The following is a 24,642-nucleotide window of genomic DNA, read 5'->3' as shown; positions in this document are numbered from 1 at the left end:
GGCTGTTGGCCGACCTACGCCGACGACGCGACGAGCGCCCCGACGCGGTGGCGGTGCGCACCGCGTCCACGTCCGGCTCCTACCTCGCGACCTGGGCGCAGCTCCACGACGCCGCCTGCGCTGTCGTGGCCGGCGCGGCGGTACTGGAACCGGACGCACCGGTGCTATTGATCATGGACAACACTCCGGCCAGCGTGGCGGCCCTGGTCGGTCTGACCGCCGCCGGACTGGACGTGCTGCCCGTGGAGGAGAGCAGCTCGCACCTGACCGACCTGCTTGCGCCAGCTCGCAACCCAGGTGTACGTACCGTCGTCGGTCCGGCACGTGCGGCCGGCACCGAGCCGGCGGACACCACCTTCCTGAGCTACGAGCGCTGCCAAGCCAGTACGGCCAGGACCGGCGACCGCTCCCCGCACCGGGTCGGCGAGGTGCTCCAACTGACCTCCGGTTCGGCCGGAGAGCCGAAGATCGTCCGCCATCCATTGGCCAACGTGCGGCATGGTGGCTGTACCTACCACCAGATTCTTGGACTGACCCTGACCGACGTGGTCGTCGCCGCGGTGCCGTTGGCCCACTCGTTCGGCCTGATCGGGGCCCTCACCGCGGCGGTCGTTTCCGGTGCCGAGCTGCGCACCACCCGGCGGTTCCAGCCTGGGATTGTCGCCGACACGCTCACCGGCGACGCGACCGTCCTGTTCGGAACCCCGCAGGTCTACCGGTTGCTCGTACCGGTACTGCGCAGTCGACCACGACCGGCCAGGCTGCGGGCCGCCGTGTCCTCGGGCGGCCCGCTGCCCGCCGAACTCGGCGAGCGGGCGCGTGCCGCGCTCGGCGTCGCGGTGCGCCAGTTCTATGGCAGCACCGAGACCGGTCTGATCAGTTACCAGCCTGACGGCGACGGCACGTCGGCCGATTCATCGGTCGGGATACCGGCGCCCGGCGTGCGGCTGCGGCTCACCCGTCCGGTGCCCGGCGGGCCCGCCGGAACCGGTCAGCTGTCGGTGCGTACGCCGACCCTGTTCACTGGCTATCTAGGCGTCCCCGGTCCGATAGTCACACCGGACGGTTTCTACGCCACCGGTGACCTGGTGCGCATCGACTCCAGCGGCCGACTGCACCTGCTCGGCCGCAAGGACACTTTTGTCAACGTCGGCGGGCGCAAGGTCAACCCGACCCGGGTGATGCGGGTGCTCGGTGAACACCCCGGCGTCCGGGACTCCTTCGTCTTCGGCGCGACTGACGCCAGCGGAGAGCAACGGGTGCACGCGGCCGTGGTGCTCGAGCCCGGGACCGGGCTGGCGGAGCTCACCGCCCACTGCCGTGCGCGGGGTCTTGCGCCGTACGAGGTGCCGCACGAGTTCCACCCACTCGCGCGGCTGCCGCGCACCGCGATGGGCAAGGTCGACCGCCAGGTCGTCATCGCGGCCGTGGCAGCCGAACCGACCGGAAGCGAGGTCTGAGATGGCCCACCCCGCACCACCTCAACCCGGCAGACGCCCCGACGGGCCGGACGGCCCCGTTGTCGTCGTCGGCCTCGGATACGTCGGCCTGACCCTGGCGGTGAGCCTCGCCCGGGCCGGCGTGTCCGTCATCGGGGTCGAGGCGGATCCCGGTGTCCGCGCGGCGTTGCGCGCCGGCACACCGGCCCTGTACGAGCCCGGTGTCGGCGAACTGCTGCGCAGACTGCCGCCGGACCGGCTGGTCGTCACCGAGACGCTCGACGGCGTCATGCCCTCAGCTGTCGTCATCTGCGTCGGCACCCCGCATGACGTCGGAACGGGCCGGCCGGACCTGCGCCATTTCACCCAGGCCGCCGAGACCGCTGCCGCCGTCGCCGCCTCGGACACCCTCGTGGTGGTGCGCAGCACCGTCCCGGTCGGAACGACCCGTCGCATCTTGCTGCCTCTGTTGCGGGCGCGGATCGACCGGCCGTTACTCGCCTTCTGCCCCGAACGCACGATCCAGGGCCGTGCGTTGGCGGAGCTTGCCAGCCTCCCACAGGTCATCGGTGGTCTGGACGACCGTTCCGCCGATCGGGCTCGGCGACTGTTCGCCCGGCTCACGTCCCACCAGGTCGTCACTGGCGACCTGGAGACGGCCGAACTGGTCAAGTTGGCCTGTAACGCCCACACCGACCTGCTCTACGGCTTCGGCAACGAGCTGGCGATGATCGCCGAGGCCGTGGGGGTGGACGCCACCGAGGTCATCGCTGCGGCGAACCTCGGCTATCCACGGCCCGACCTCGCCCGCCCGGGGTTCGTCGGTGGAAGCTGTCTGACCAAGGATCCCTACCTGCTGATGTACTCGGCCGCGACCGCCGGATACCAGCCGCCGCTGGTCGCCGCGGCGCGCGCCGTCAACGAGCAGGTGCCGTACCTGATTACCGAGCGGGTGCTCAAGGCACTGGCCGCCAACGGCCGGGCGCCGGCTGACGCGAAGGTCCTTGTGTGCGGGATGGCCTACAAGGGCAAGCCGGAGACCGACGACGTCCGGGGCTCCGCCGCCACCGTCGTCGCCGACGGCCTGCGTGAACGGGTGAGGCTGTTGGCCGGCCACGACTATCTCGTCTCCGACGACGTCACCGCCCGGCTCGGATACGCTCCGACCTCGCTCACGGATGGTCTGACCGGTGCCGATGCCTTGGTGGTGCTGGTGGATCATCCGCGTTACCGCGCGGATCTCGACGTCGCGCTGCTGGGTCGCACCATGAACCGCCCCGCTCTGGTGGTGGACGTCTGGGGTGACCTGGCTCCGGCGCTGGCGGGGGCCGCCGAGGTGGACTACCGGAGGCTGGGCCGTGGCTGACCGGATCCTGATCACCGGCGGTGCCGGGTTCGTCGGCCTGCATCTCGCCCGCCGCCTGCTACGTGACGGCGCGGAGGTGACCCTGCTCGACGACCTGTCCCGGGGCCGGCTCGACCGGGACGTCGACGAGATCCTCAGCCAGGCCAGAATGGTCCGGCACGACCTGACCCGCCCGGTCCCCGCCGATCTGCTCGCGGGCGACTTCGACGAGGTCTACCACCTGGCGGCGGTGGTCGGGGTGCAGCAGAACAACGAGAATCCCGCTCGGGCGCTCAACGTGAACCTGCGTGCCGTACTGAACGTGCTCGACTGGTGCCGCCGGCGCCCGCCCGGACGGGTCTATCTCAGCTCCACCAGCGAGGTCGCCGACGGCGCCACCCGCCTGGGGCTGACTCCGTTTCCAGTGGGCGAGGACGTGCCGTTCGCGCTGCCCGACCCGACGATGCCCAGGGCCTCCTACGGACTCAGCAAGATCGTCGCCGAGACGCTGCTCCGCCAGAGCGCCGATCTGTTCCTCGTGCGGATCGGCCGCTACCACAACATCTACGGACCCCGGATGGGCCACGATCACGTGATACCCCACTTCGTGGCCAGGGCACTCGCCCGCCAGGATCCGTTTCCGATCTACGGTGCCACCCAGAGCCGTGCGTTCTGCCATGTCGACGACGCCGTCGACGCCACCATTTGTCTCACCCGCCTGCCCGGCCGTGATCCGATCGTTGCCAACATCGGCAACGACACCGAGGAGATCGTGATTCGCGATCTGGCCGAGCGGATCACCCAGCTGGCGGGCTACACCCCGAGCTTCGAGGTCTTCGACCCCCCGTCCGGCTCGCCGGACCGACGCCTGCCCGACCTTGGTCGGTTACGGCGGATGACCGGTTACACACCCCGTGTGGAGCTGGCGGCAGGGTTGCGGCAGACCTTCGACTGGTACGCCCGGGACCGGGCGACCGTGGTGGCTGCGGCACCCGGGGATCGGGCATGAGCAGTAGGTTCGAGATCCGAGACGGTCAGCTGTGGTGCGACGGGGCCCCGTTCAGCGTCGCCGGGGTCGACTACCACCCGTCGGTGGCCGGCTGTCGCATTTGGACGGACTGGGATCCCTCGGTGCTGCGTCGCGACTTTCGGGCGATGGCCGACGTAGGCCTGAACACCGTGCGGATCTTCCTGTTCTGGCGGGACTTCGAGCCAGTGCCGGGACACCACGACCCGGTCGTGCTCGATCGGCTGCGCACCGCCGTCGACCTCGCCGCCGATGCCGGGCTGGCCTGCGTACTCTCCCTGCTGACGATCTGGATGAACGGGCAGCGTCTGGACCTGTCCTGGCGACAGGGGCGCAGCCTCTTCGCCGACGCGGAGATGCTCGACCGGCAGCGAGCCTACGCCCGACGGGTGGCGATCGCGTTGCGGGGCGCCGGCAATCTGCTCGCTGTCGATCTCGGTGACGAGGTCGCCAACGTCGACCGGCCGGCCGGTCAGCTGGACCGGGAGACCGTCTCCGCCTGGCAGACCCGGCTGGCCGCGACACTGCGGGAGGAACTCCCCGGGCTGTTGGTGACGCAGGCCAACGACGCCTCCGGGGTGCTCGGCGCCGCCCCGTTCGGCCCGGACAACGCCGTCGGGCTGGACCTCATCGCGCTGCACGGGTTTCCGACCTGGGCACCGGTGTCGATCGAGTCGACCAGTTGCTACAAGGCGAGCAACCTGGTGCCGTTTCTCGTCCGCTACGCACGGGCGTTCGGGGTGCCCCTGGTGGACGAGTTGGCCAGCTACGGCACGGACGAGGCCACTGCGGCGGCCTACCTGCGCGCCGCCACCGCCTCCGCTGTGGGCAACGGTGCCGCCGGCGTGATCGCCTGGTGCTGGCAGGACATCGCTTCGACGAGCGAGCCGTACCAGCAGCGTCCCGGTGAGCGCTACGTAGGTCTGCACCGACTCGACGGAACCGCCCGGCCCGCGCTGACCGCCCTGCGGGAGGCCCTGCGCGCCGCACCCCGGCTGCGACCAGCTCCTGGCCGTGCACCCGTCGCCCTCTATCTGCCACAACGGGTCCGGGTCGACGGCGGCTCGTATCTCGACACCGGTGTCGGAACCGTGGCCACGTTCTACGCCTACCTGCTGCTCAAACGGGCACATCTGCCGGTCGACATCGTCGCCGACGACCCGACCGGCTACCGCTTGGTGATCTGCCCGTCGGTCGGCCATGTCACCCTGACCGATCTGGACCGGTTGAGCAGGGCGGCTGGCCAGGGGGCGACCGTCTACTACTCGATGGCCGATCACCTGCACGGCTTTCCGGGAGCCGAGCTCGCCGGCGTCGAACTGGTCGACTACACCCTGCTCCCCGACGGTCACGACCTCGTCGAGTGGGGCACTGACCAGTGGCCTGTCGACTGGACCGGCACCGGAATCCGGCCGTCGGTGCTGGCCGCGACGACCGGGCAGGTGCTTGGCCGGTACCCCGACGGTACTCCCGCCCTGGTGCGCAACCGGGTCGGTGCCGGGCAGGTGGTCTTCTGCGCCGCACCGTTCGAACGCCAGCTCGACCAGCCTGGGCGGCTCACCGCAGCCGCCTGGGAAGGCCTGTACCGACGCGTCGCCGCCCTGGCCGGGCTGGCCCCCGAGGTCGACTGCGCCGACCCGGACGTGGAGGTCCTGCCTGGACGCGCGGCTGACTCCGACGAGGTGCTGCTGATCAATCACGCGCCGACGGCGCGCCGCGTCCAGCTGCGCTGGCGGACCCCCGCGGGCCAGCCGGTCTGCCAGGAAACGGTCCTGGACGGCAAGGACTGGCGACTGGTAACCCCGCCGACCTCGGCATCGGCGGCCCGGCCCGGCCCGGCTACCCACGGCTCACATGGTCGTCGGCCAGCTGCCAGCTGATTGGAGATCGTCAATGTCTTTCGTCCGTGGTTCCGCGCGGTAACCCGCGATGTCCGCACTCGTACCGGCGGCCAGCGCGCCGATGCCGGAGCTGGTCGCGAGCCAGGTCCGCCTGGTGCCTGACAGCCACCGTGCCTTCGACACGCCATGGGAACACGCGGTCCGGTTCCACCGACTGTCCCGCGCCTGCCTGGAGCAGCTGGTGGAGCTTGGCTTCCCGCACTCCTCGAACGGAGATGGTCTGCTGTTCGATCGCTACGACCTGCGCAACGCAGCGCTACTGCTGGGCGTGCGATCGCCGCAGCGGTCGACGTACGAGGCGATGGCCGCAGCGCTGCGAGCGGGCGGTGCCGAGACGCCGATGCGGCGTACGGTGGTCGTACGCGCGTACTGTCCGGAGCGGGACCGTTGCACCGGCTGCGAGTTCGTCCTCGACCCGGTCGTGCCGTCCGCACCGCAGGTGATGGCGGTCCGTCGACCCGAAGCGTCCCGATTCGAGATGGATGTCCGCCTCGCCGAGGCGGTCGCGTCGCCACTGCCCACCGCCGGGCAGCGGCGGCTCTTCGACGAGGCGGCGGGGTTACGCTTCCACCTGCTGCCGCCGGGCCTCACCGCTGATCTCGGGTTCCTGCAGGAGACCAGCCTGGCTGACTGCACCCTCGCGGTGCGTCACCTGGTCTCCCGAGGACACGAGATCGGGGTACCGGTCCGGCCGGCTACCGGCCTGTGCCTGTCCCGCCCCTTCGCCAACCGGCATCACTGGCTGGAGCTACGTGACGCCGAGGGCCGGTGGTGGGCGGCCGATCCATTCTTCATCGGCACGCTGGTCGGCTGGGGGCTGCTCGACGACACCGACTGGCCTGTCGATCGCAGCCCGGTGGGCGCGTACTGGCGGCTCGAGCTGGGGATGGACGCACCGTTGCTGCGTCACCTTGGGTCGACCGCCGGCGCGTCGGCGCCGCAACGACTGGGGCCGGCGTACTTCCTCGTCCAGTAAGCCCGGCCGCTGTGGCCGTTACCTCCGACACCAGCAGATGGAGAGGTGGACTGTGGTCGTCGTCGGTACTGACGTCGGGCCCCTGCGGGCACTGGTGGGGCAACATCTCGGATTCAGCGACTGGATGCAGGTCGGTCAGGAGCAGGTGGACCGGTTCGCCGCGGCGACCGGCGACCGGCAGTGGATCCACGTGGATCCGAGCCGGGCCGCCAACGGACCGTTCGGCGGTACGGTCGTGCACGGCTTCCTCATCCTCGCTCTGACCTCCCGGGTTCTTGAGCAGGTCCTCACCAGTGAGAACGTACGCCTCAAGGTGAACTACGGCTGTGACCGTGTCCGCTTCCTCGCCCCGGTGCCGGTCGGTTCGCGGATTCGGGCCGGGGTCACACTGGCCGACGTGCTACCGCTGCGGCGAGGTGTCCAGCTGACACTGCGCCTCCGGTACGAGGTGGAAGGCGGACGCACCCCGGTCTGCGTGGCACAGGTCCTGGTGCACAACTACGCGTGAGGGCTTCGCCGTCGGGCGACGCCCCGACGGCGGAGGCCGGCTGGGGCGTCGCCGCGAAGCGGTCAGGACCGGGGCGGAGCGTCGGCCCGCTGCCCGACGACGAGCTCGGCGAGGTCGTCGATCGTCTCCATCCGTAGCCAGTCCACCCGACCGACCAGGGGCAGCCCGGTCTCGTCCTCCAGACGCATCAGCAGCTCGAGGATCCGGGCCGAGGTCAGGCCGAGTTCCATGAAGATTCTGGTGCCACCGTCGAGCGACGCCGGGTCGCGCCCGGTCAGCTCGTTCAGCAACCGGATGATCGTCGCACCGACTGTCGCGGTGGTAGGTGGGAAGGTCATGGCCTGCTCCGTTCGATCGATGCGGCAATGGCGTGGTCGGCCCGGGCCGGGATCGACGGCTGTCCCGGCAGGTGGGCCCTAGGGTTCAGCGCACCCGCAGGCACCGCAGCAGGGTCCGCGCGGCCAGTGCGGCGTCGTCGTCGGACATCCGGCTGTGCAGCGGCAGGGAGAGCAGCCGTGGGGCCACCGCGTCGGTGACGGCCAGCGCCGAACGCTCCGCGCCCGCGCTGCCCCGGTAGGCGGAGAGGTGGTGCACCGGCGGGTAGTGCACCGAGGTTTGAATGCCACTGGCGGAGAGTTCCTCGCGGACGACGGCCCGGTCGACCCCGTCGGGCAGCACGACCGGCATCAGGTGCAGCGCCGAATCGCCGGTCCGTTCGGCGAAGGGCAGGACCAGCTCGGGTGCGGCGGCGAGCACCTCCCGGTACGTCGCGACGAGGGCCCGGCGTCGCAGCCGGTCCAGCGTCAGCTTGCGCAGCTGCACGCGCCCGAGCGCCGCCGACACCTCCGTCGGCCGGTAGTTCAGGCCGTAACCCGAGACGTCGTAGCTGGCGTCGCCGGAGCGCAGCCGGTCCCATGTGGAGGCCGTGAGGTGGTGCGAGCGGGCCAGCCGGATCCGCTCCCGGACCGCGGGGTCGCGGGCGAGGACCATGCCGCCCTCACCGGTGGTGAGGTTCTTGGTCGCGAAGAAGCTGAAACAGCCGATGTCGCCGTGCGTGCCGAGCATCCCCCCGGCGTACCCGACAGCCGGTGCGTGTGCGGCGTCCTCGATCAATGACACGCCGTGGCGCTCGCAGACCGCCCGTAGCGCGGGCAGGTCCGCCGGGTATCCGGCGTAGTGCATCGCGACCACCGCGCGGGTCCGCCTGGTGAGCAGCCGGGTCACGTCGGCGGGATCCACGGTGAGATCGTCCGGGGCGCGAACGTCAGCCAGGACCGGGACCGCCCCGGCCAGCGCCACCACGGCGGCGCAGGCCACGAACGTCAGAGCCGGCATGATCACCTCGTCACCGGGCCGCAGGTCGAGAGCCATCGTCGCCAGGTGCAGGGCGGCCGTGCCGCTGCTGACCGCGACCGCCTCGTCAACGCCAAGTCGGTCGGCGAACTCCCGCTCGAAGGCTGCGGTCTGCCCGCCCGCCGACAGCCAACGCGAACGCAGGACCTCGCTGACCGCGGTGATCTCCTGCTCGTCAACGGTGTTGTCGGCCAGCGTGATCCGCCAGTGCGGTGCGGTCCGCGCGCTCGTCAAGATGGGCTCCCTTCTTGCGTAGGCGGGTGCTCGGCGTACCGCTCATCGCGGTCGCGCGGTCGGTTCGGCCCGATCGGGCGACGCCCGGTAGTTCGCTTCGTAGACGTCGAGAACGCGTCGCCAGCCGAAGGAGTGTTCGGCGCGCTGGCGCCCTGCGGCACCGAGCCGGCTGCGTCGGACATCGTCGCCGAGCAGTGCGATCAGGCCTGCGGCGAGGGCCGCCGGGCCGGGTGGCACGATCAGCCCGTCCACGCCGTGGCGCACGACCTCGTGCGCGCCAGCGAACGCTCCGCTGACCACCGGCCGACCGCTGGCCCATGCCTCGACGAAGACCAGCGGAAACACGTCTGCGACGCTGGGTAGGCACAGCAACTCGCAGGCGGCGATCGCATCGTTCTTGGTCTGCTCGTCGACGGTGCCCAGATCGTGCAGGCGCGGATCGGCGTGGGCGGTGAAGTGGGCTGGCGCGTCCGGGTCGATGTCCGGGCCGACGAAGACGAACCGGGTGTCGGGCAACCGCCGCCACACCGCTGCCATCGCCTCCAGGAGGGTCCGATACCCCTTACTGGCCGTACGACGTCCGACGAAGAGCACGAACCGTCCGTGGACGCCGTGACGGCGACGGAACCCGTCAGCGTCGCCCGGCCCGGTCAGGTCCGAAGCGGAGGGCAGACGCCGGATGTGTGCGTCCGGCACACCGAGATCGCGCAGCGCGGCGACCTCGGTCGCGGTCAGCGCGAAGACCACGTCGGCAGCCCGGCAGATCGCGGCCGCCAGGGAAGGATCAGTCCACACCTGCGGTGCCGAGGACGGGGTCAGGGCGAGTTGGGCACCGTAGTGGCGGGCCAGCCACACCGCCTGGGCGGGCGCACCGGGGTGGGCCAGATCGAACGCGTGTACCACCGACGGAGAGAAGTCCGGGTGATCCCGGAGCAACTGGTCGGCGTCGGTGACCAACGGAACACCCGCAGCGCGCAGGCCCGCGACGGTGTCCGGGTGGGCCGCGTCGACCAGAGCTGTCACCCGTCGGGACCGTGCCGCCAGGCCCTGCGCCGCGCGTAGCGCCATCAGCTCCGCACCCGACCGGACGTCGCCGTAGCCGGTGAAGGCGACGAGGACCTCGCCCGTGCCGCCGCTCACGACCAGGTCTCGATCGTGGCGCCTCCAGGTACCGGTTCGTCGAGGAAGAACACGTCGAGTTTCGGGCGCGACCGGTCCGTCGGTTGCCCGGTCGGCGCCAGCTGCAGGTACCGGCCGGGATCTGCCAGGAAATCGGCACGTGCCTGCTCGTAGTGGGCGGGCGTGCCGACGTCGTGCCAGGCTTCGTTGAAGGCGAAACCGTCGACCGGTGACCCTGCTTGCGCGAGCGCGTTGATCAGAGCCGGCATGTCGATCGGTTGGCCGGCGGGAATGTGCGAACGGATGTCCGGGTCGGCCACGTAGATCCCGCAGCAGACGTTCCACTCGAAGGTCGGCTTCTCCTGCACCCGTCGGATCCGTTCACCGTCGGTCCGCAGCAGCCCCACCCCGGTGGAGACCCAGTACCGCTGGTAGGCCACGGTGAGGACGGCATCGCTGGCCACATGTCGGCGGTACAGTTCGCCGAAGTCGAGTGAGGTCAGCAGATCGCCGTTCATCACCACCGCAGGCGAGGTCCACTCCGGCACCGCACGAAGCGGCGCGGCCGTGCCCATCGGACGTTCATCGACGCAGTAGTCCACCTGCAGACCAAGCTGGGAACCGTCGCCGATCGCGGAGCGGATCATCGCACCCAGGTGCGAGACGCACAGGGTCGCCCGGGTGAATCCGCAGACCCGGAGCCGACGCAGGATGATCTCCAGTAGGGAGTGTCGTCCCATCGGCATCAGCGCCTTCGGGCGGTCGCTGGTGTGTGGCAGCAGACGGGTGCCCCGACCACCCACCAGCAGGATCGCATGCATCGCGTCAGCCTCCCGTTCCTCGGCCGACAGCCCGCTCGCGTACCGGCTGCGACCTGTCTCGTTGCGACGTGTCACGCCCGGATCGCCGTCCGCAACTCGGCTTCCAGCTGGGTGAACGTGGGTGCGAGCTTGCGCATCGTCGCCGCTGCTGCGGAATAGTCCCCGGCGACCAACGGGTACTCCATCGACCCGATCAACCGGGCCTGATGGTCCAGCACCTCCGCCACCCGGGTGTAGCCGTGCCGGGCCAGTACGACGGCCGCGTCGTTGCGGCGTCGGGCGCCCACGCAGACCATGAAGTCGGCCAGATGGAAGAAGAGGGAGGTGCTCAGTCCCGCGTCGAGCACCGCCGCCGCGCCCTCGGCCGCTTCCGCGGAGGACTCCGGCGCCACCAGGTCGGCAGCGATCGGGAGGAGCCTGCGCACCGCGTCCGCAGGGTCGACCTGACGTGTCCGTCGGAAGCCCGTCCTCAGGGTGAAGTCCGCAACGGTGTAGGACAGTGTCTCGGTGCGCCAGGCGGCGAGGAGCTTCGCCACCGGCAGCACGGTGTACGGATGGGCGCGGGGGTCGTGGACCACCACGTTCTCCCCGTCGAATCCGATGATCAAAAGGTAGTGATCGGCGCCGATGGGCTGGCCCAGTCCTGGGTGGTACGGCAGCAGCCCCATCTCGACTGGACCGGCCACGGCTCGGTTCCGGTCATCGACCGACTCGAGCTTCCGGATCACCTCTTCAGCCGACCCGCCGGTGAACTCGCAGGTCCAGCCGAGCAGATCCATCGCGGTGGCGATGCCCTTCTCCGGATTCCAACCGGCTGGTGCGAAGAACGGTCGTCCGTCGTGATGCAGATACAGGCCGAAGGCGGAGCCGGTCAGCACCTCGACCACGGTTTCACCGGGGCCGTCGTCGCCGAATGCCATCTGGAGGGAGTCGGAGAAGCACCCGTGTGTCTCTCCGCTGAACTGGACCGGCATCGAAGGTCAACTCCTGTCTCGGTGCTGGACGTCCGGCGACGCGGGTACGCCGTCGGGCATGGGGCCGGGCTCGCCGGCGCTCCGGTCGGCGGTGACGAGATAGCTGCGGGGTAGCTGCGGAAAGTTCGTCGGAGCCGTGTCCTGGGGCCAACGTCCGTAGTGGGCGTCGGCTGCGCCCGGCTCGCAGACCCGGTCGACCTCCCAACCCGTCCGCGCAAGGAACTCGGCAGGAGCGTCCGTACCGAACCGCCACGGGCTTCCCGCTTCGGCCAACTTGTCGAGGAACGGTCGCATGTAGCGCAGCCGGAAGACGCCGGTGCCGATCAGATCCACCGCGATTCGGCTGCCGGGCGCGCAGAGCCGGGCCGCCCGGCGTGTCACCGCGGCAGCCACGGACGCCGGCAGGTAGAACAGCAGCCCTTCGGCGAACCAGACGGTCCGCGCGGTCGGGTCGAACCCGGCGTCGAGCAGCGGGGACTGCCACCGGCCGGTCAGGTCGGCTCCGACGGGCCGGCGCTCGCAGCGTGCCTCGGTGCCGACCCGGGACAGCCGCTGGCGCTTGTAGGACAGCACACTCGCCTGGTCCACCTCGAACAGCACGGTTCCCGCTGGCCAGTCGAGTCGGAACGCCCGAGTGTCCAGTCCGGCACCGAGACCTACCACCTGGCACCCGTCGGTGACGCTGCGACGTAGAAAGTCATCGAACCATCGGGTACGGATGGGTAGCACCGGGTTGCCGTCGGCAGCGGCACGTGGGGTGTGGAAGTGCCGCAGGAGGGCGACTCCGTCGTCGCCGGCGAGCAGTCCGGCGAGCGGGTCGTCGAAGAGCCGGTCCGGCCGTGCCGTCTCCCGTGCCCGCGCTGCGGCGGTCCACCGGGCGGTGCGAGCGACACCGGTGAGGTCGGCGTCCACGGTCGGCACCTCGGTACTCATGCTCATCAGTTTTTCGGTAGACGCGGGCGAGGGGCAGCTCTCCGTGCGGGCGTACCCGAGTGGGCAGCACCAGCGTCGCCCCGACCGGCCGGCCGCACTGCTGGCCGTCTGCGGGTCGGGGCGGACTAGCCTGGGGCGGAACGGCCCGTGACGACGAGGTGGCGGCGTGGACGACTCTTCTCGCGACGAGCGGTGGGCGGCACTCTCGGCGTGGGCTGGTGTGCGGCTGGTCCGCCCGCTGCCCGGCGGTCACCGCAACGAGGTGATGCTCGCCGAGCGGGGTGGGGTGCCGCTGGTGGTCCGTCGTTCGATCCGGCCCCGGGCGGCCCTGGAATGGGAACTCGACCTGTTGGAGCACCTTCGTGGCTGTGGGTTGGCGACCCCGGAGCTGGTGCCCGCCGACGACGGCCGCCGGCACGTGGACGGCTTGCTGGTCAGTGCGTTCGTCCCCGGCCGGTATCCGGCCGACACCGCCGACTGGCGCATGGTCGCCGACCAGCTCACTGTCCTGCACACGGCGACGGCCGGCTGGTCGCAGCGCCCCGGGTTCGCGTCGAGCGGGGTGCTGCTCGACTCCGATCGGGGTGGGGACGTGCGGCTGGACGTGATGCCGGCTTCGGTGGTCACGACGGTGCGGTCAGCCTGGCTGGGCGTGCAACGCGGGTCGCGCTGTGTGGTGCACGGCGACATCGGTCCCAGCAACGTGCTGGTCGACGGAGCCCGGGTCACCCTGCTGGACTGGGACGAAGCGCGGGTGGACGTGCCCTGGTTCGACTACGCGTTCCTGCCCGACGAGGTGACGACGCCGTGGCCGGGTGACCGGTCGACGATGCGCGCCGCTGGCCTCGCCTGGGAGACCGCGACCTGCTGGCGGGCGGAGCCAGGGTACGCCCGTCGTAGGTTGGTCGAGTTGCACCGTCACCAACGCCACGCCGGCACCTGACGGTCGGGTCGGTCCGACCAGCGCACGTTGGAAGGTGCGCGCCTGTCCTGTCAGCATCCAACATGGACGCTTAGTTCGGTGCCGTCCCTGCTGTCGCGCGCATGGGTGGCCGTCGACCGATGCTGGAGGTGTGGTGAGCGATCACCGGTCAGATCTCCCCGTCGAAGTGCCGCTGAACGAGAGCCCCGACGCGATGTCCAGCAGCCCGGCCAACCTGCTGCGTGCCCGCTGGCAGACCGTGCGCCTGCTGCGCCGGGGCGGGCCTGGTGTCGTCACCATCCTGGCATTGGTCAACCTGCTCCTTGGTCTGCTGCCGGTACTGTTCATCGTGGCGACCAGCGTCCTGCTCGGGCTGGTTCCTGCCGCGGTCGCCGAGGGTCTCGGCTCGGCTGCCTGGGACTCGCTGGTGGTGGTGTTCGTCGGTGCGGCACTGGCCTTCGTCGCTCAACAGGTGATCACGCCCCTGCGAACCTCGCTGGGGGACTTGGTGGGTCGCCGCGTCGATCAGCAGGTTCACGATGAGCTGATGGCGGCGTCGTTGTCGCCGGTGGGAATCGCGCCCCTGGAGGACGAGGAGAACCAGGACCGGCTGCGGGTGGCGGCGCTGAAGTTGCAGTTCGCCGTGCAGACCCCGGGCGACGCCTGCGCCGGGCTGCTCGCTCTGCTCGCCCGGTACACCCAACTCGTCGCGTACGCGGTGCTGATCGGTGTGGCGTTCTCCTGGCTCGCGGCGGCCGGCCTGGTGGTTTCGGTGTTGCTGATGCGGCACAGCACCCGGGGTGGGCTCAGCCGCTACGCCGAGGCACGGCAGCGGCTGAGCCGCGCCGAGCGGCGGGTGCACTACATCAGGGCGCTTGCCGTCGAGCCGGCGGCAGGCAAGGAGATCCGGGTGTTCGGCCTGGTCGGCTGGCTGACTGACACGTATCGCCGGGTGTACCTGATGTGGCTGGGTCCCCTGTGGGCCTACCGCCGGCGGATTCTGCTCTGGCGGTATCTGATCTTCGCCGGTCCGAGCCTCGCGGCTGCCGTGTCCGTGTTCGTGGCGGTGGCCCTGGCAGCTCCGACGACGCTGACGCTGACGCAGTTCGCCCTGGTCGTGCAGGCGACACTCGGCGCGATCGCGCTCGGCGGCTACTACGCCGAGGCCGATGTCCAGACCGCCATTGGGGTGTCCGCATACGATGACGTACGTCGTTTCGTCAGCCGCCTGGAGGTGCCCGCGACCGTTTCCGACCCGGCGGGGTCGCCTCCACCGCCGTCGCTGGGTGGGGATCTGCACTTCGATCGGGTCAGCTTCCGCTATCCCGGTCAGGACCGTACCGTCCTCGACGAACTCGACCTGCGGATCCCGGTCGGCAAGTGCACGGCGATCGTCGGCGTCAACGGAGCGGGCAAGACCACGCTGGTCAAGCTCCTGGCCCGGCTCTACGAGCCGACCAGCGGTGTGATCCGGGCCGGCGGAGTGGACATCCGCTCGTTTCCCGTCGCCCAGTGGCGGGCCGCGATCAGCATCATCTTCCAGGACTTCCTGCGCTACGAGACCTCGGTGGCTGACAACATCGCCTTCGGTGCGGTCCGCCACCGCGACGACCGGGCCGGGGTGCGGGCCGCCGCCGCGGCCGTGGGTCTGACCGAGTCCCTGGACCGGCTACCGGCTGGCCTCGACACGCCGCTCGCGAGTCACCTCACCGGCGGTACGGATCTTTCCGGGGGCCAGTGGCAGCGGGTGGCGCTGGCCCGCGCGCTCTTCGCGGTACGGCACGGAGCCCCGATCGTGGTTCTCGACGAGCCCACCGCGAATCTCGACGTGCGTGCCGAGGCGCGCTTCTTCGACCAGTTCGCCGGGCTGACCCGGGGTGTCACCAGCGTCCTGATCTCCCACCGGTTCTCCACGGTCCGACATGCCGACGTGATCGTCGTCCTGGAACACGGCCGGGTGGTCGAGCGGGGCAGCCACGCGGAGCTGATGGCCACCGGCGGCCGGTACGCACGGCTGTTCCGGCTACAGGCGGACCGGGTGCTGGGTCCGGAGAACAACGCCTGGGACGACGCAGACCCTCAGGAGGTACGCCAATGAGCGCGACGCTGGTCGGCTGCTGGAAGATGCTCGTCACGGCGTGGCGGGTGCACCGCGGCAAGACCCTCACCGCGCTCTTCTTCGTCGTGGCGGGCGCGGCGGCGGCACCACTGCTGGCACTGGTCCTGGGCTGGATGACCGACGCCGTGGTCGCCGGAAACAGGGGCACGGTGTTGCTGGCCGGGCTGATCGCCGGAGTCCTCGCGTTTGCGACGGTCACGTTCGGTCACTTCGCTCACCTCGCCTACCTCGAGCTGGCCGAGCTGGCGGAACTCGACTTCGACGTACAGCTGATCGGCCTGTCCAACGGATCGGTCGGGATCGCCCATCACGAGCAGGCGGCCACCCGTGACACGGTGACCGTGCTGCAACGGGAGATCCGGCAGTTCGGCCGAGGGCTGGAGGCCCTGCTCAACGGTCTTGCTCTGGCGATCGCGGTGGGCCTCACCGTGGTGCTGCTCGTACGACTGCATCCGCTGCTGCTACTGCTGCCGCTGGCGGCGGTGCCCTCGCTGTATCTCAGCAGACGGGCGGAGTATCTGGTGGACGCCGCCAAGACGGAAACTGCCGAGACCACCCGTACGGCCCTGCACCTGTTCGACCTGACCACCCAACTGCCGTCGGCCAGCGAGTTACGGGTGTTCGGACTGGCCGACGAGATGCGCCACCGGCACGCCCGACTGTGGTCGGACGTCACCACCCGGCTGCTCCGGACCGACCTGCGAGCGGCGGCACTGCGAACCGCAGGTCAGGTGACTTTCGCCCTGGCCTACGTCGGCTCGGTGCTGCTGCTGGTCCGGGCGGCGGTCGACGGCCGCCGCGGTCTCGGCGACGTCATCCTGGTCGTGGTCCTTGCCGCCCAGATCAGCTCCCAGGTGACCGCCGCTGTGGCCCTCCTGCGCGACCTGCAGCGGATCTCCGCGCTCTACCGTCGGATGGCGCAGCTACGTGGTGTCGTCGTCGAGGGCGGCTCCGGCGACCGGGTTCCGCCGGACCGGCTGCGCCGGGGGGTCGCTCTGCGGAACGTCTCGTTCAGCTACCCGGGCGCCAGCGCCCCCGTGCTGCGCGACGTCACCGTGACACTGCCCGCCGGCAGCACGGTGGCGGTGGTGGGGGAGAACGGTGCCGGCAAGTCGACACTGGTGAAGCTGCTCTGCGGGCTCCACCGCCCGACCGGCGGTCGCATCCTGGTCGACGATGAGGATCTGCACCGGCTGCGGCCGGATCTCTGGCGGGAGCGCATCTCGGTCTCGTTCCAGGACGCGCTGCGCTACGAGTTCCGGACCCGACACGCCGTCGGTATGGGCGATCTCGACAGCGGCTTCGCCGATTCGCCGGTACGGGACGCACTGCACGTGGCCCGGGCCGACGACGTGCTGCGCCAACTGCCGGACGGCCTGGACACGGTGCTCGGCAAGGGCGGTAGCGGCGCCGAACTGTCCGGTGGGCAGTGGCAGAAGGTGGCCCTGGCCAGAGCACTGATCCGCCCGGCGCCGATGCTGCTGGTGCTCGACGAGCCGACATCGGCGCTGGACCCGGAAGCCGAGCTGGCCATGTTCGAGCAGTACACGGAGCAGGCTGCCAGGGTGGGCCGGCAGACCGGGGCCATCACCGTGCTGGTTTCGCACCGGTTCTCCACGGTCCGCACGGCCGACCTCATCGTGGTCGTCGGGGACGGTACGGTCGTCGAGGCCGGCGATCATGCGACGCTCGCTGCCGGATCCGGTCCCTATGCTGAACTTGTCGCCATCAATGCCCGTGCGTATCAGTGACCGGCCGCCGGGTCCCGATTCAGGTCACTCCTGCGGCGTCGAGGCGCCGACCAACTCGTTGAAGTCGAGAAACTGCCTCGGCGGGAGTTCCGCTAGAATGCGCATCGACGGCGTACGGTACTTCTCGGCCATGTAGCGGTAGTTGACCGTCGCCGATGCCATCAACTCGTCGAAGGCCCTCTCATGCGGTATGTGCACCGCCTTGGCGTGTCGGTTGAAGGTGAAGTGGGTGCCTGCGCGGTGTAGTCGGTATCCGAGGTCGATGTCCTCGCCGCCCCAGGTGCGGAAGTTCTCGTCGAAGCCGCCGACGGCGCGCAGCTGCGCGGTGTCGGCGGAGGCGTTGCCGGTCCAGAAGATCTGCCATGGTGCGGGGACGCGGGTGAGGTCTTCGCCGTAGCGGTCGTAGAAGAGTTCGCGGATGTCGCGGCATTCGCGTTTGGCTTGGAGGCGTTCGATGCTGCCGTCGAGGTCGTGCAGGTCGAGCCGTTCGGCGACTGCGTCGATGTTGGTGTCGTCACCGGAGAAGCCGTAGAGGTAGGGGAGTACGGCGGCCGGTCCGGGTGTGGCCTGGTGGCTGGCGAGGTGCTGGGTGAGGTTGTCGGTGTGCAGGAGGACGCCGGCGTCGGTGAAGACGCAGATGGGGGAGCGGGCGTCGGCGATGCCGATGTTGCGGGCGGCCGCGACGCGGAAGCCTTCGTCGGGTTGGTGGTGGTAGCGCAGGTCGAGGCGGTCGTGGAAGTGTGTGGCGGTGTCGGCGGTGTCGTCGGTGGAGCCGTCGTCGACGACGATCACTTCGAACTGGTCGGCTGGTAGCTGTTGCCGGGTCAGTGACTCGAGGGTGTGGCTGAGTAGTTCCGAGCGGTTGTAGGTGGGGATGATGACGGTGCATCGTGGCGCCTCGGACACGATTTCTCCCTGTGGGTAGTGGTGAGGTTCCCGATTCGCGTGACAGCGCAATGTGGGACGGCGTGAGTTGCTGGATGGACGGCGGCTGGCCGTACGGCTGCACTGGAGGTATCGTCATACCGGGTCGGGCGTCCGGACATCTCGTCGATTGCGCCCCGACTATGTCCGACGATTCGACGATGATCCGGTGTGCTGCCGGTCATCTCAAATCACACCACCGGAGGTCCGGATGTTCCTGATCGAACGGCGCGAGGTGGCGGAGCAACTGGTGCTCTGCGAGCGTCATGACCGGGTGCGGCAGGTCGAGCTGGCCGATCATCTGCGGGCGGTGATGGGTCGCCTGACCGAGCTTGCCGAGCAGCACGGTGGGGTGGCGGGTCCGACGTTCACGATCTACCGGAACGAGGAGTTCGACCCGGACGACCTGACCGTGGAGACGTGCATGCCGATCCATCACGAGCCGGCGGTTCCGGTCGCCGCGACCGTGCGACGGGAACCCGCGCACCACGAGGTGTTCGTGCGACTGACGAAGTCGCAGGCGTCGCCACCGCAGGTGGGCGAGGCTTTCGCGGCTGTGGCGGACCACGTCGAGCAGCACGGTCTCGTGGAGGCGGACGCGGCACGTGAGGTGTACTTCACCGACTTCGTCACGGCCGGGCCGGACGACCCGGTGATGGACGTCGCGTTCGTCGTCAAGTAGGAGGCCACCGAGGTGGCGAATGGCCGGCATGGCCCGGTCGCGCCCGTCCACTCCGCTACCGTCCCCGGTCGGGCTGTCGCCGCGCAGGTAGACCGGCCACAAGTTCGTTGAAGTCGAAGTACCTTTCCCTCGGCAGCTCGGCGAGCAGGTCGATGACCGGCGTCCGGTACTTCTCGGTCATGTAGCGAAGGTTCCTCCTGTCGCTGTCGGCGGCGACGTCCCGCATCTTCGTGCGGGGTAGTCGTACCGCCTTGGCGTGTCGGTTGAAGGTGAAGTGGGTGCCTGCGCGGTGTAGTCGGTATCCGAGGTCGATGTCCTCGCCGCCCCAGGTGCGGAAGTTCTCGTCGAAGCCGCCGACGGCGCGCAGCTGCGCGGTGTCGGCGGAGGCGTTGCCGGTCCAGAAGATCTGCCATGGTGCGGGGACGCGGGTGAGGTCTTCGCCGTAGCGGTCGTAGAAGAGTTCGCGGATGTCGCGGCATTCGCGTTTGGCTTGGAGGCGTTCGATGCTGCCGTCGAGGTCGTGCAGGTCGAGCCGTTCGGCGACGTGTTCCCCACCCTCCCCGGAGTCCGACAGACCGTAGAGGTAGGGGAGTACGGCGGCCGGTCCGGGTGTGGCCTGGTGGCTGGCGAGGTGCTGGGTGAGGTTGTCGGTGTGCAGGAGGACGCCGGCGTCGGTGAAGACGCAGATGGGGGAGCGGGCGTCGGCGATGCCGATGTTGCGGGCGGCCGCGACGCGGAAGCCTTCGTCGGGTTGGTGGTGGTAGCGCAGGTCGAGGCGGTCGTGGAAGTGTGTGGCGGCGTCGGCGGTGTCGTCGGTGGAGCCGTCGTCGACGACGATCACTTCGAACTGGTCGGCTGGTAGCTGTTGCCGGGTCAGTGACTCGAGGGTGTGGCTGAGTAGTTCCGAGCGGTTGTAGGTGGGGATGATGACGGTGCATCGTGGCGCCTCGGACACGATCTCTCCCTGATGGGCACGCGTAGCGTCTTGCCCGAAGGGCCGACCCGGCCCCGCTAGCCAGGTCGCGGTGGTCGGCCGCGTCCAGACACCGTCGCACCGGTGCGGACACGACGGCATCTTGTCGACTGCGTTGTCTGCCGTCGCAATGTGAGAGGTGCGACCGGTGTGTGGCTCGACAAAGGATGAAATCACTGGTACGCGCGTACCGTGCCGTCCGAAGGAGAGCTGCATGCCGATCGTCGACGAGGTCCAGCGGTGACCCGGCCCGCCAAGGACCTGGATGAGCTCGATCGCCGGGTGCTCCTGCACCCGCACCAGAGCGGGGCGCGTGGGGTGCGCTGCGTCACTGTCGGAGGATCTGGCTGTACGGCGTGGGACGCGCACGGCACCGAACCGCTCGACGTCATGGGTGGCGGCAACTGGGTCGCGCAGGTGGGCCACGGCCGCGCCGAGCCGGCCGACGCGGCGGCCCGGCAGACCGGCCGGCTGGAGTACTTCACCGGGTTCGACAGCTTCTCCAACGACCTGTCCCTGGACCTGGCCGAGCGGCTCGTCCGGCTCTCGCCCGACGGACCGGAGCGGGTCTTCTTCACCAACGGTGGCTCCGAGGGCGTGGAGACCGCGATCAAGTTCGCCCGGCTCTTCCATCACCACCGCGGTGAACCGGACCGCACCTGGATCCTGTCCCGGCACTACGCCTACCACGGCAGCACCGACGGCAGCGGTACCGCGACCGGCATCCCGGGCATCCACGCGGGGATCGGACCCGGACTACCGCACGTGGAGAAGGTGTCACCGGCGTATCCCTACCGCGCCGCCGAGCTGTACGGCGAAGCGGACGCCACCGACCTTCTGCTGCGGGAACTCGCAACGGCGATCGACCGGATCGGCGCGGGCAACATCGCGGCGATGATCGGCGAACCCCTGATGGGCGGGGCAGGCATCCTCGTTCCACCGGACGACTACTGGCCCCGGGTGCGCGAACTGCTGAGTCGGCACGGCATCCTGCTGATCGCCGACGAGGTGGTGACCGCGTTCGGCCGTACCGGTGCCTGGTTCGACTCGGCGGCCCGGGGGATGGCCGCCGACCTGGTCGTCATCGCGAAGGGCCTGACCAGTGGGTACGCGCCGCTGGGCGCGGTGCTGCTACGCGACGACATCGGTGAGACGGTCGCCGGCGGCGACAGCTACCTCTTGCACGGGCATACGTACTCGGGTCATCCCACCGCCTGTCCGGTCGCGCTGGCGAACCTGGACCTGTCGGAGCGGGAGGAGCTGGTGGCCCGGGCCGGCACGATCGGACGGTGGTTCCGTGCGCACCCGGCCGCGACCAGCGGGCTGCCCCGGGTGGTGGCCCGCGACCACGGCGACACGCTGGTGATGGCGCCACCGCTGGTCGTCACCGAGCAGGAGGTCGTCCGGGCCGCCGAGGCGTTGTTCGAGGTGGGGTTCCGCCTCGATGGGGACGGCGGGTTGACCGGGGAGTCGAGGTGATCCGCCCGGCGGACGAGACGATCCGGCCGTTCCGCATCGAGATCGCCCAGCAGAGCCTGGACGATCTGCGTCGTAGGATCGCGGCCACACGCTGGCCGAGCGAACCGCATGGCGACGGGTGGGCTCGCGGCGTACCGGGAAGCTACCTGCGGGAGCTGGCCGAGCATTGGTGTACGGTGTTCGACTGGCGGGCCGCTGAGGCCGAACTCAACCAGTATCCGCAGTTCACCACCACCATCGACGGGGCGACCGTGCACTTTCTGCACGTGCGTTCGCCGGAAACCGATGCCCTGCCGCTGGTGCTGACGCATGGCTGGCCCGGGTCGGTCGCGGAGTTCCTGAAGATCATCGGCCCGTTGACCGATCCCCGTTCCCACGGCGGCGACCCGGCCGACGCCTTCCACCTGGTCGTGCCGTCGTTGCCCGGGTACGGATTCTCCACCCCGATCTCCGGGACCGGTTGGGACATCGCGCGCATCGCCCGCGCCTGGGCGGAACTGATGCGTCGCCTCGGCTATGACCGGTATGTCGCGCAGGGCGGTGACTTCGGTTCTGCGGTCTCCCTCGACCTCGGTGAGATCGACCCGGACCATGTGCTTGGCGTGCACGTCAACATGCTGCTGACCGGGCCGGCGGAGCCGACCGACCTGACCGATCTGGACGAGGTGGACCAGGCGCGGATGGCGCTGGTGTCACGCTTCAACAGGCATCTCGTCGGCTATATGGCGGTTCAGGCCACCCGGCCGCAGACCTTGGCGTACGCGTTGACCGACTCGCCGGTCGGCCAGCTCGCCTGGATCGTGGAGAAGTACCGGGAGTGGACCGACTCGACCGATGTCCCCGAGGACGCGGTCGACCGCGACCAGATGTTGACGACGGTGAGTATCTACTGGTTCACGGCGACGGCGGGAACCTCGGCCCAGCTGTACCGGGAGGTGGTCGATCTGCTGCCCTGCACGGTCGTCGGCGCCCGCCCGCGTCCGAATCCCGTTCCGCTGGCCGTCGCGACCTTCGGGCACGACATGTTCCTCCCGGTCCGCCGGTTCGCCGACCGCGACTTCCCGAACATCCAGCAGTGGACCGAGTACGACCGCGGTGGTCACTTCCCCGCGATGGAGCAGCCGGACCTGCTGGTCGCCGACATCCGCCGGTTCTGTCGGAACAGCCTGATCCGACCGGGGACCGGTCGCGCGCCCAGTGCCGCAGGCCGGGTCTGACTTCCAGCACCTGCATCCACATCGTCGGTGCGCCGCGCGACGACCAGGACGCACCGGCGTCGGCCAACCCTAGGAAGGGACACAGACGGACGGTGACGAACCTTCACGCACGGCAGGCGACGAGGGCCGGGTCCGGCAGGACCCCGGCCTGGGGCGGCAAGCTGTGCCGCACCCGGTACGACTGGGACTACGACAGCCACGATGAGCCGCAGCTCAACGGTCGACGGTTCTATCTGCCGCGTGGTCGGGTGCTCGGAGGTACCAGCGGATGAGCGGCACGGTGCACATCCGCGGCCACCGGACGGACCTCGACGACTGGAACCAGCCGGGCCGCTCACGTCGCCGGTGACCTTTGCCGACGGCGCACTCGGAGTGCCGCCCGACCATGGCATCTCCTTCGGACCGTGTGTGCTTCGGCCGACCGGTCAAGGCGAGGTGCGGCTGGCCTCGGACGGCCCGACCGCCATACTTCGGATCCGGCACCGGTACTACTACTACCTGCGGGTCACGCTCACCGGCCTGATCAGCGGCCGTAGCTGCGCGGTCGGACCGGCCCTGGCCACCCTGACGGGCTATGCCGTCGTGACGGGCCAGGCCGGCATCGAGTCCGAATCGCACGAGAGAAGGTGCGTTCACAGGTGTCGACCACGACCATGGAAGACACACGGTAATCGGCCCTATCAGCGGCCCATTACGTCTATGCGCAATCGGTTTCTGATTGGCTGGACAGGCACCGTGGATACTCTATGGAGGTTGAATCGGGATGCGTGAACACCTAGGCGCCCGAGCTGTCGTACTCGGTGGTGGAATGGCCGGGCTGCTCGCGGCCCGGGTGGCAGCGGACCGGTTCGACGAGGTCGTGCTGGTCGAGCGGGACACTATCGTCGATGTCACAGGAACGCGGCGCGGCGTACCCCAGGCCCATCACGCCCATGCGCTGTTGGCCCGCGGGCACGAGGTCATCGAGGAACTGCTACCGGGCCTGCAGGCCGAGCTGACCGCGCACGGGGTACAGACCTGCGACCTTTCCGGCGACCTCCGGTGGTACTTCAACGGACGGCCGCTCCAGCAGGCGCATTCCGGACTGTTGAGCGTCAACGCGAACCGGCCCACCCTGGAGGCACACGTCCGTGCCCGCGTTCTCGCCCTTCCGAACGTGCGGCTACGCGAGCGTACGACCGTGCAGGGCGTCGTCGCCACAGCCGACCGTCGCCGGGTCACCGCAGTCGTGCTCAGCGGGGAGTCGGGGCAGCCGCAATCGGAGCAGCTCACCGCCGATTTGATCATCGACGCGACCGGGCGGGGGAGCCGTACCCCGGTCTGGCTGGCGGAGCTCGGTTACCAGCGGCCCGAGGAGGAACGGGTCAAGATCGACCTGGCCTACGTGTCACGCTACTTCCGACTCGACAGCGACCCGTTCGGTACGGACCTCGCGATCAACTCGGTCGCCTCACCGGCCAACCCCCGAGGAGCGTTCTTCGGCCGGTTCCCGGACAACATCGCCCTGCTTTCGCTGACCGGGCTGCTCGGGGACCATCCGCCCCGGGATCCCGAGGGTTTCCTCGAGTACGCCCGGTCCCTGGACGCACCGGAGATCTACGAGGCGATCCGCACTGCGGAGCCGATGAGCGAGATCGCGGGTTTCAAGATCCCGGCCAGCATCCGCCGCCGTTACGACAAGCTGACCCGGTTTCCTCAGGGACTCCTGGTCGTCGGCGACGGAGTATGCTCCTTCAACCCCGTCTACGGGCAGGGGATGACGGTGGCCGCGATGGAGGCAGCCGCACTCGGCGCGCACCTCGACGCCGGCCCGGCCCGACCGATCGAGTACTTCAAGGCGATCCGCCCCATCATCGACGGCCCCTGGGAGACCTCCGTCGGCGCCGATCTCGCCTTCCCGGGTGTCGAGGGCCCTCGGACCCTCAAGGACCGGCTCGGTGGCGCC

At 69.8% G+C, this 24,642-nt stretch carries 21 protein-coding genes and 1 pseudogene; 14 read left to right on the top strand and 8 right to left on the bottom strand.

Features of this window, described 5'->3' with window-relative positions:
• Positions 1–5: 5 nt before the first annotated feature.
• The 6 genes from O7623_RS05925 to O7623_RS05900 are packed head-to-tail and all read left to right on the top strand — an operon-like array spanning position 6 to position 7,196.
• Positions 6–1,460: a fatty acid--CoA ligase family protein gene (locus O7623_RS05925; RefSeq protein WP_282227578.1), complete on the top strand. Its 1,455-nt coding sequence runs from the start codon at positions 6–8 to the stop codon at positions 1,458–1,460.
• A gap of 1 nt (position 1,461) precedes the next feature.
• On the top strand, positions 1,462–2,805 hold the full coding sequence (locus O7623_RS05920; protein ID WP_282227577.1) for a nucleotide sugar dehydrogenase: 1,344 nt from the start codon (positions 1,462–1,464) through the stop codon (positions 2,803–2,805).
• Positions 2,798–3,793, top strand: a complete 996-nt coding sequence (locus tag O7623_RS05915) for an NAD-dependent epimerase/dehydratase family protein (protein WP_282227576.1) — start codon at positions 2,798–2,800, stop codon at positions 3,791–3,793. The genes O7623_RS05920 and O7623_RS05915 overlap by 8 nt, the downstream gene beginning before the upstream one ends.
• Entirely contained in the window at positions 3,790–5,691 is a 1,902-nt protein-coding gene (locus O7623_RS05910) for a beta-galactosidase trimerization domain-containing protein (RefSeq protein ID WP_282227575.1), read from the top strand. The genes O7623_RS05915 and O7623_RS05910 overlap by 4 nt, the downstream gene beginning before the upstream one ends.
• A gap of 49 nt (positions 5,692–5,740) precedes the next feature.
• Complete coding sequence (locus O7623_RS05905; RefSeq protein WP_282227574.1) at positions 5,741–6,688, top strand: hypothetical protein; 948 nt, start codon at positions 5,741–5,743, stop codon at positions 6,686–6,688.
• Between the two features lie 52 nt (positions 6,689–6,740).
• Positions 6,741–7,196, top strand: coding sequence for a MaoC family dehydratase (locus O7623_RS05900; protein WP_282227573.1), 456 nt, complete (start codon positions 6,741–6,743; stop codon positions 7,194–7,196).
• A gap of 62 nt (positions 7,197–7,258) precedes the next feature.
• Here O7623_RS05900 and O7623_RS05895 read toward each other — a convergent pair whose 3' ends face one another.
• The 6 genes from O7623_RS05895 to O7623_RS05870 form a co-directional block, all read right to left on the bottom strand.
• Positions 7,259–7,534: an acyl carrier protein gene (locus tag O7623_RS05895; RefSeq protein ID WP_282227572.1), complete on the bottom strand. Its 276-nt coding sequence runs from the start codon at positions 7,532–7,534 to the stop codon at positions 7,259–7,261.
• Between the two features lie 85 nt (positions 7,535–7,619).
• Complete coding sequence (locus O7623_RS05890; protein WP_282227571.1) at positions 7,620–8,783, bottom strand: DegT/DnrJ/EryC1/StrS family aminotransferase; 1,164 nt, start codon at positions 8,781–8,783, stop codon at positions 7,620–7,622.
• 42 nt (positions 8,784–8,825) lie between these two features.
• Positions 8,826–9,923, bottom strand: coding sequence for a glycosyltransferase family 4 protein (locus O7623_RS05885; protein WP_282227570.1), 1,098 nt, complete (start codon positions 9,921–9,923; stop codon positions 8,826–8,828).
• Entirely contained in the window at positions 9,920–10,798 is an 879-nt protein-coding gene (locus tag O7623_RS05880) for a sugar phosphate nucleotidyltransferase (RefSeq protein ID WP_282227569.1), read from the bottom strand. Before O7623_RS05880 ends, O7623_RS05885 begins: the two co-directional genes overlap by 4 nt.
• Positions 10,795–11,643: a hypothetical protein gene (locus tag O7623_RS05875; protein ID WP_282227568.1), complete on the bottom strand. Its 849-nt coding sequence runs from the start codon at positions 11,641–11,643 to the stop codon at positions 10,795–10,797. Before O7623_RS05875 ends, O7623_RS05880 begins: the two co-directional genes overlap by 4 nt.
• 60 nt (positions 11,644–11,703) lie before the next feature.
• Positions 11,704–12,636, bottom strand: coding sequence for an SAM-dependent methyltransferase (locus tag O7623_RS05870; RefSeq protein ID WP_282227567.1), 933 nt, complete (start codon positions 12,634–12,636; stop codon positions 11,704–11,706).
• 160 nt (positions 12,637–12,796) lie between these two features.
• On the opposite strand from O7623_RS05870, the gene O7623_RS05865 reads away from it, so the two are divergent.
• The 3 genes from O7623_RS05865 to O7623_RS05855 all read left to right on the top strand — a co-directional run bounded on the left by O7623_RS05865 (position 12,797) and on the right by O7623_RS05855 (position 17,422).
• The gene (locus tag O7623_RS05865; RefSeq protein ID WP_282227566.1) at positions 12,797–13,573 is read left to right on the top strand and encodes a phosphotransferase; all 777 of its coding nucleotides are present in this window, start codon (positions 12,797–12,799) and stop codon (positions 13,571–13,573) included.
• A 133-nt stretch (positions 13,574–13,706) separates the two neighbouring features.
• The gene (locus O7623_RS05860) at positions 13,707–15,650 is read left to right on the top strand and encodes an ABC transporter ATP-binding protein (RefSeq protein WP_282227565.1); all 1,944 of its coding nucleotides are present in this window, start codon (positions 13,707–13,709) and stop codon (positions 15,648–15,650) included.
• Positions 15,647–17,422, top strand: coding sequence for an ATP-binding cassette domain-containing protein (locus tag O7623_RS05855; protein ID WP_282227564.1), 1,776 nt, complete (start codon positions 15,647–15,649; stop codon positions 17,420–17,422). The genes O7623_RS05860 and O7623_RS05855 overlap by 4 nt, the downstream gene beginning before the upstream one ends.
• Before the next feature lie 24 nt (positions 17,423–17,446).
• On the opposite strand, the gene O7623_RS05850 is transcribed toward O7623_RS05855, so the two are convergent.
• Positions 17,447–18,328 carry a glycosyltransferase gene (locus O7623_RS05850; protein ID WP_282227563.1) on the bottom strand — a complete coding sequence of 294 codons (882 nt, stop codon included), beginning with the start codon at positions 18,326–18,328 and terminating at the stop codon, positions 17,447–17,449.
• A gap of 229 nt (positions 18,329–18,557) precedes the next feature.
• On the opposite strand from O7623_RS05850, the gene O7623_RS05845 reads away from it, so the two are divergent.
• Positions 18,558–19,028, top strand: coding sequence for a GyrI-like domain-containing protein (locus tag O7623_RS05845; RefSeq protein WP_282227562.1), 471 nt, complete (start codon positions 18,558–18,560; stop codon positions 19,026–19,028).
• 55 nt (positions 19,029–19,083) lie between these two features.
• On the opposite strand, the gene O7623_RS05840 is transcribed toward O7623_RS05845, so the two are convergent.
• Complete coding sequence (locus O7623_RS05840) at positions 19,084–19,983, bottom strand: glycosyltransferase (RefSeq protein WP_282227561.1); 900 nt, start codon at positions 19,981–19,983, stop codon at positions 19,084–19,086.
• A 258-nt stretch (positions 19,984–20,241) separates the two neighbouring features.
• Here O7623_RS05840 and O7623_RS05835 point away from each other — a divergent pair, with 258 nt between their 5' ends.
• The 4 genes and pseudogenes from O7623_RS05835 to O7623_RS05820 all read left to right on the top strand — a co-directional run.
• Positions 20,242–21,480 (top strand): aminotransferase class III-fold pyridoxal phosphate-dependent enzyme, encoded by a 1,239-nt coding sequence (locus tag O7623_RS05835; RefSeq protein WP_282227560.1) that lies wholly within the window; start codon positions 20,242–20,244, stop codon positions 21,478–21,480.
• Between the two features lie 20 nt (positions 21,481–21,500).
• Positions 21,501–22,697 (top strand): epoxide hydrolase family protein, encoded by a 1,197-nt coding sequence (locus tag O7623_RS05830; protein WP_282229329.1) that lies wholly within the window; start codon positions 21,501–21,503, stop codon positions 22,695–22,697.
• A gap of 92 nt (positions 22,698–22,789) precedes the next feature.
• Entirely contained in the window at positions 22,790–22,969 is a 180-nt protein-coding gene (locus tag O7623_RS05825) for a GMC family oxidoreductase N-terminal domain-containing protein (protein WP_282227559.1), read from the top strand.
• Positions 22,970–23,460: 491 nt separating this feature from the next.
• A pseudogene (locus O7623_RS05820) lies at positions 23,461–24,486 on the top strand (FAD-dependent oxidoreductase); the annotation flags it as partial.
• Positions 24,487–24,642 lie beyond the last annotated feature (156 nt).

Source organism: Solwaraspora sp. WMMD791, assembly GCF_029581195.1.
Taxonomy (GTDB): Bacteria; Actinomycetota; Actinomycetes; order Mycobacteriales; family Micromonosporaceae; genus Micromonospora_E.
The sequence above is the reverse complement of the archived record's forward strand: the minus strand, read 5'-3'. Positions and strand labels throughout refer to the sequence as shown.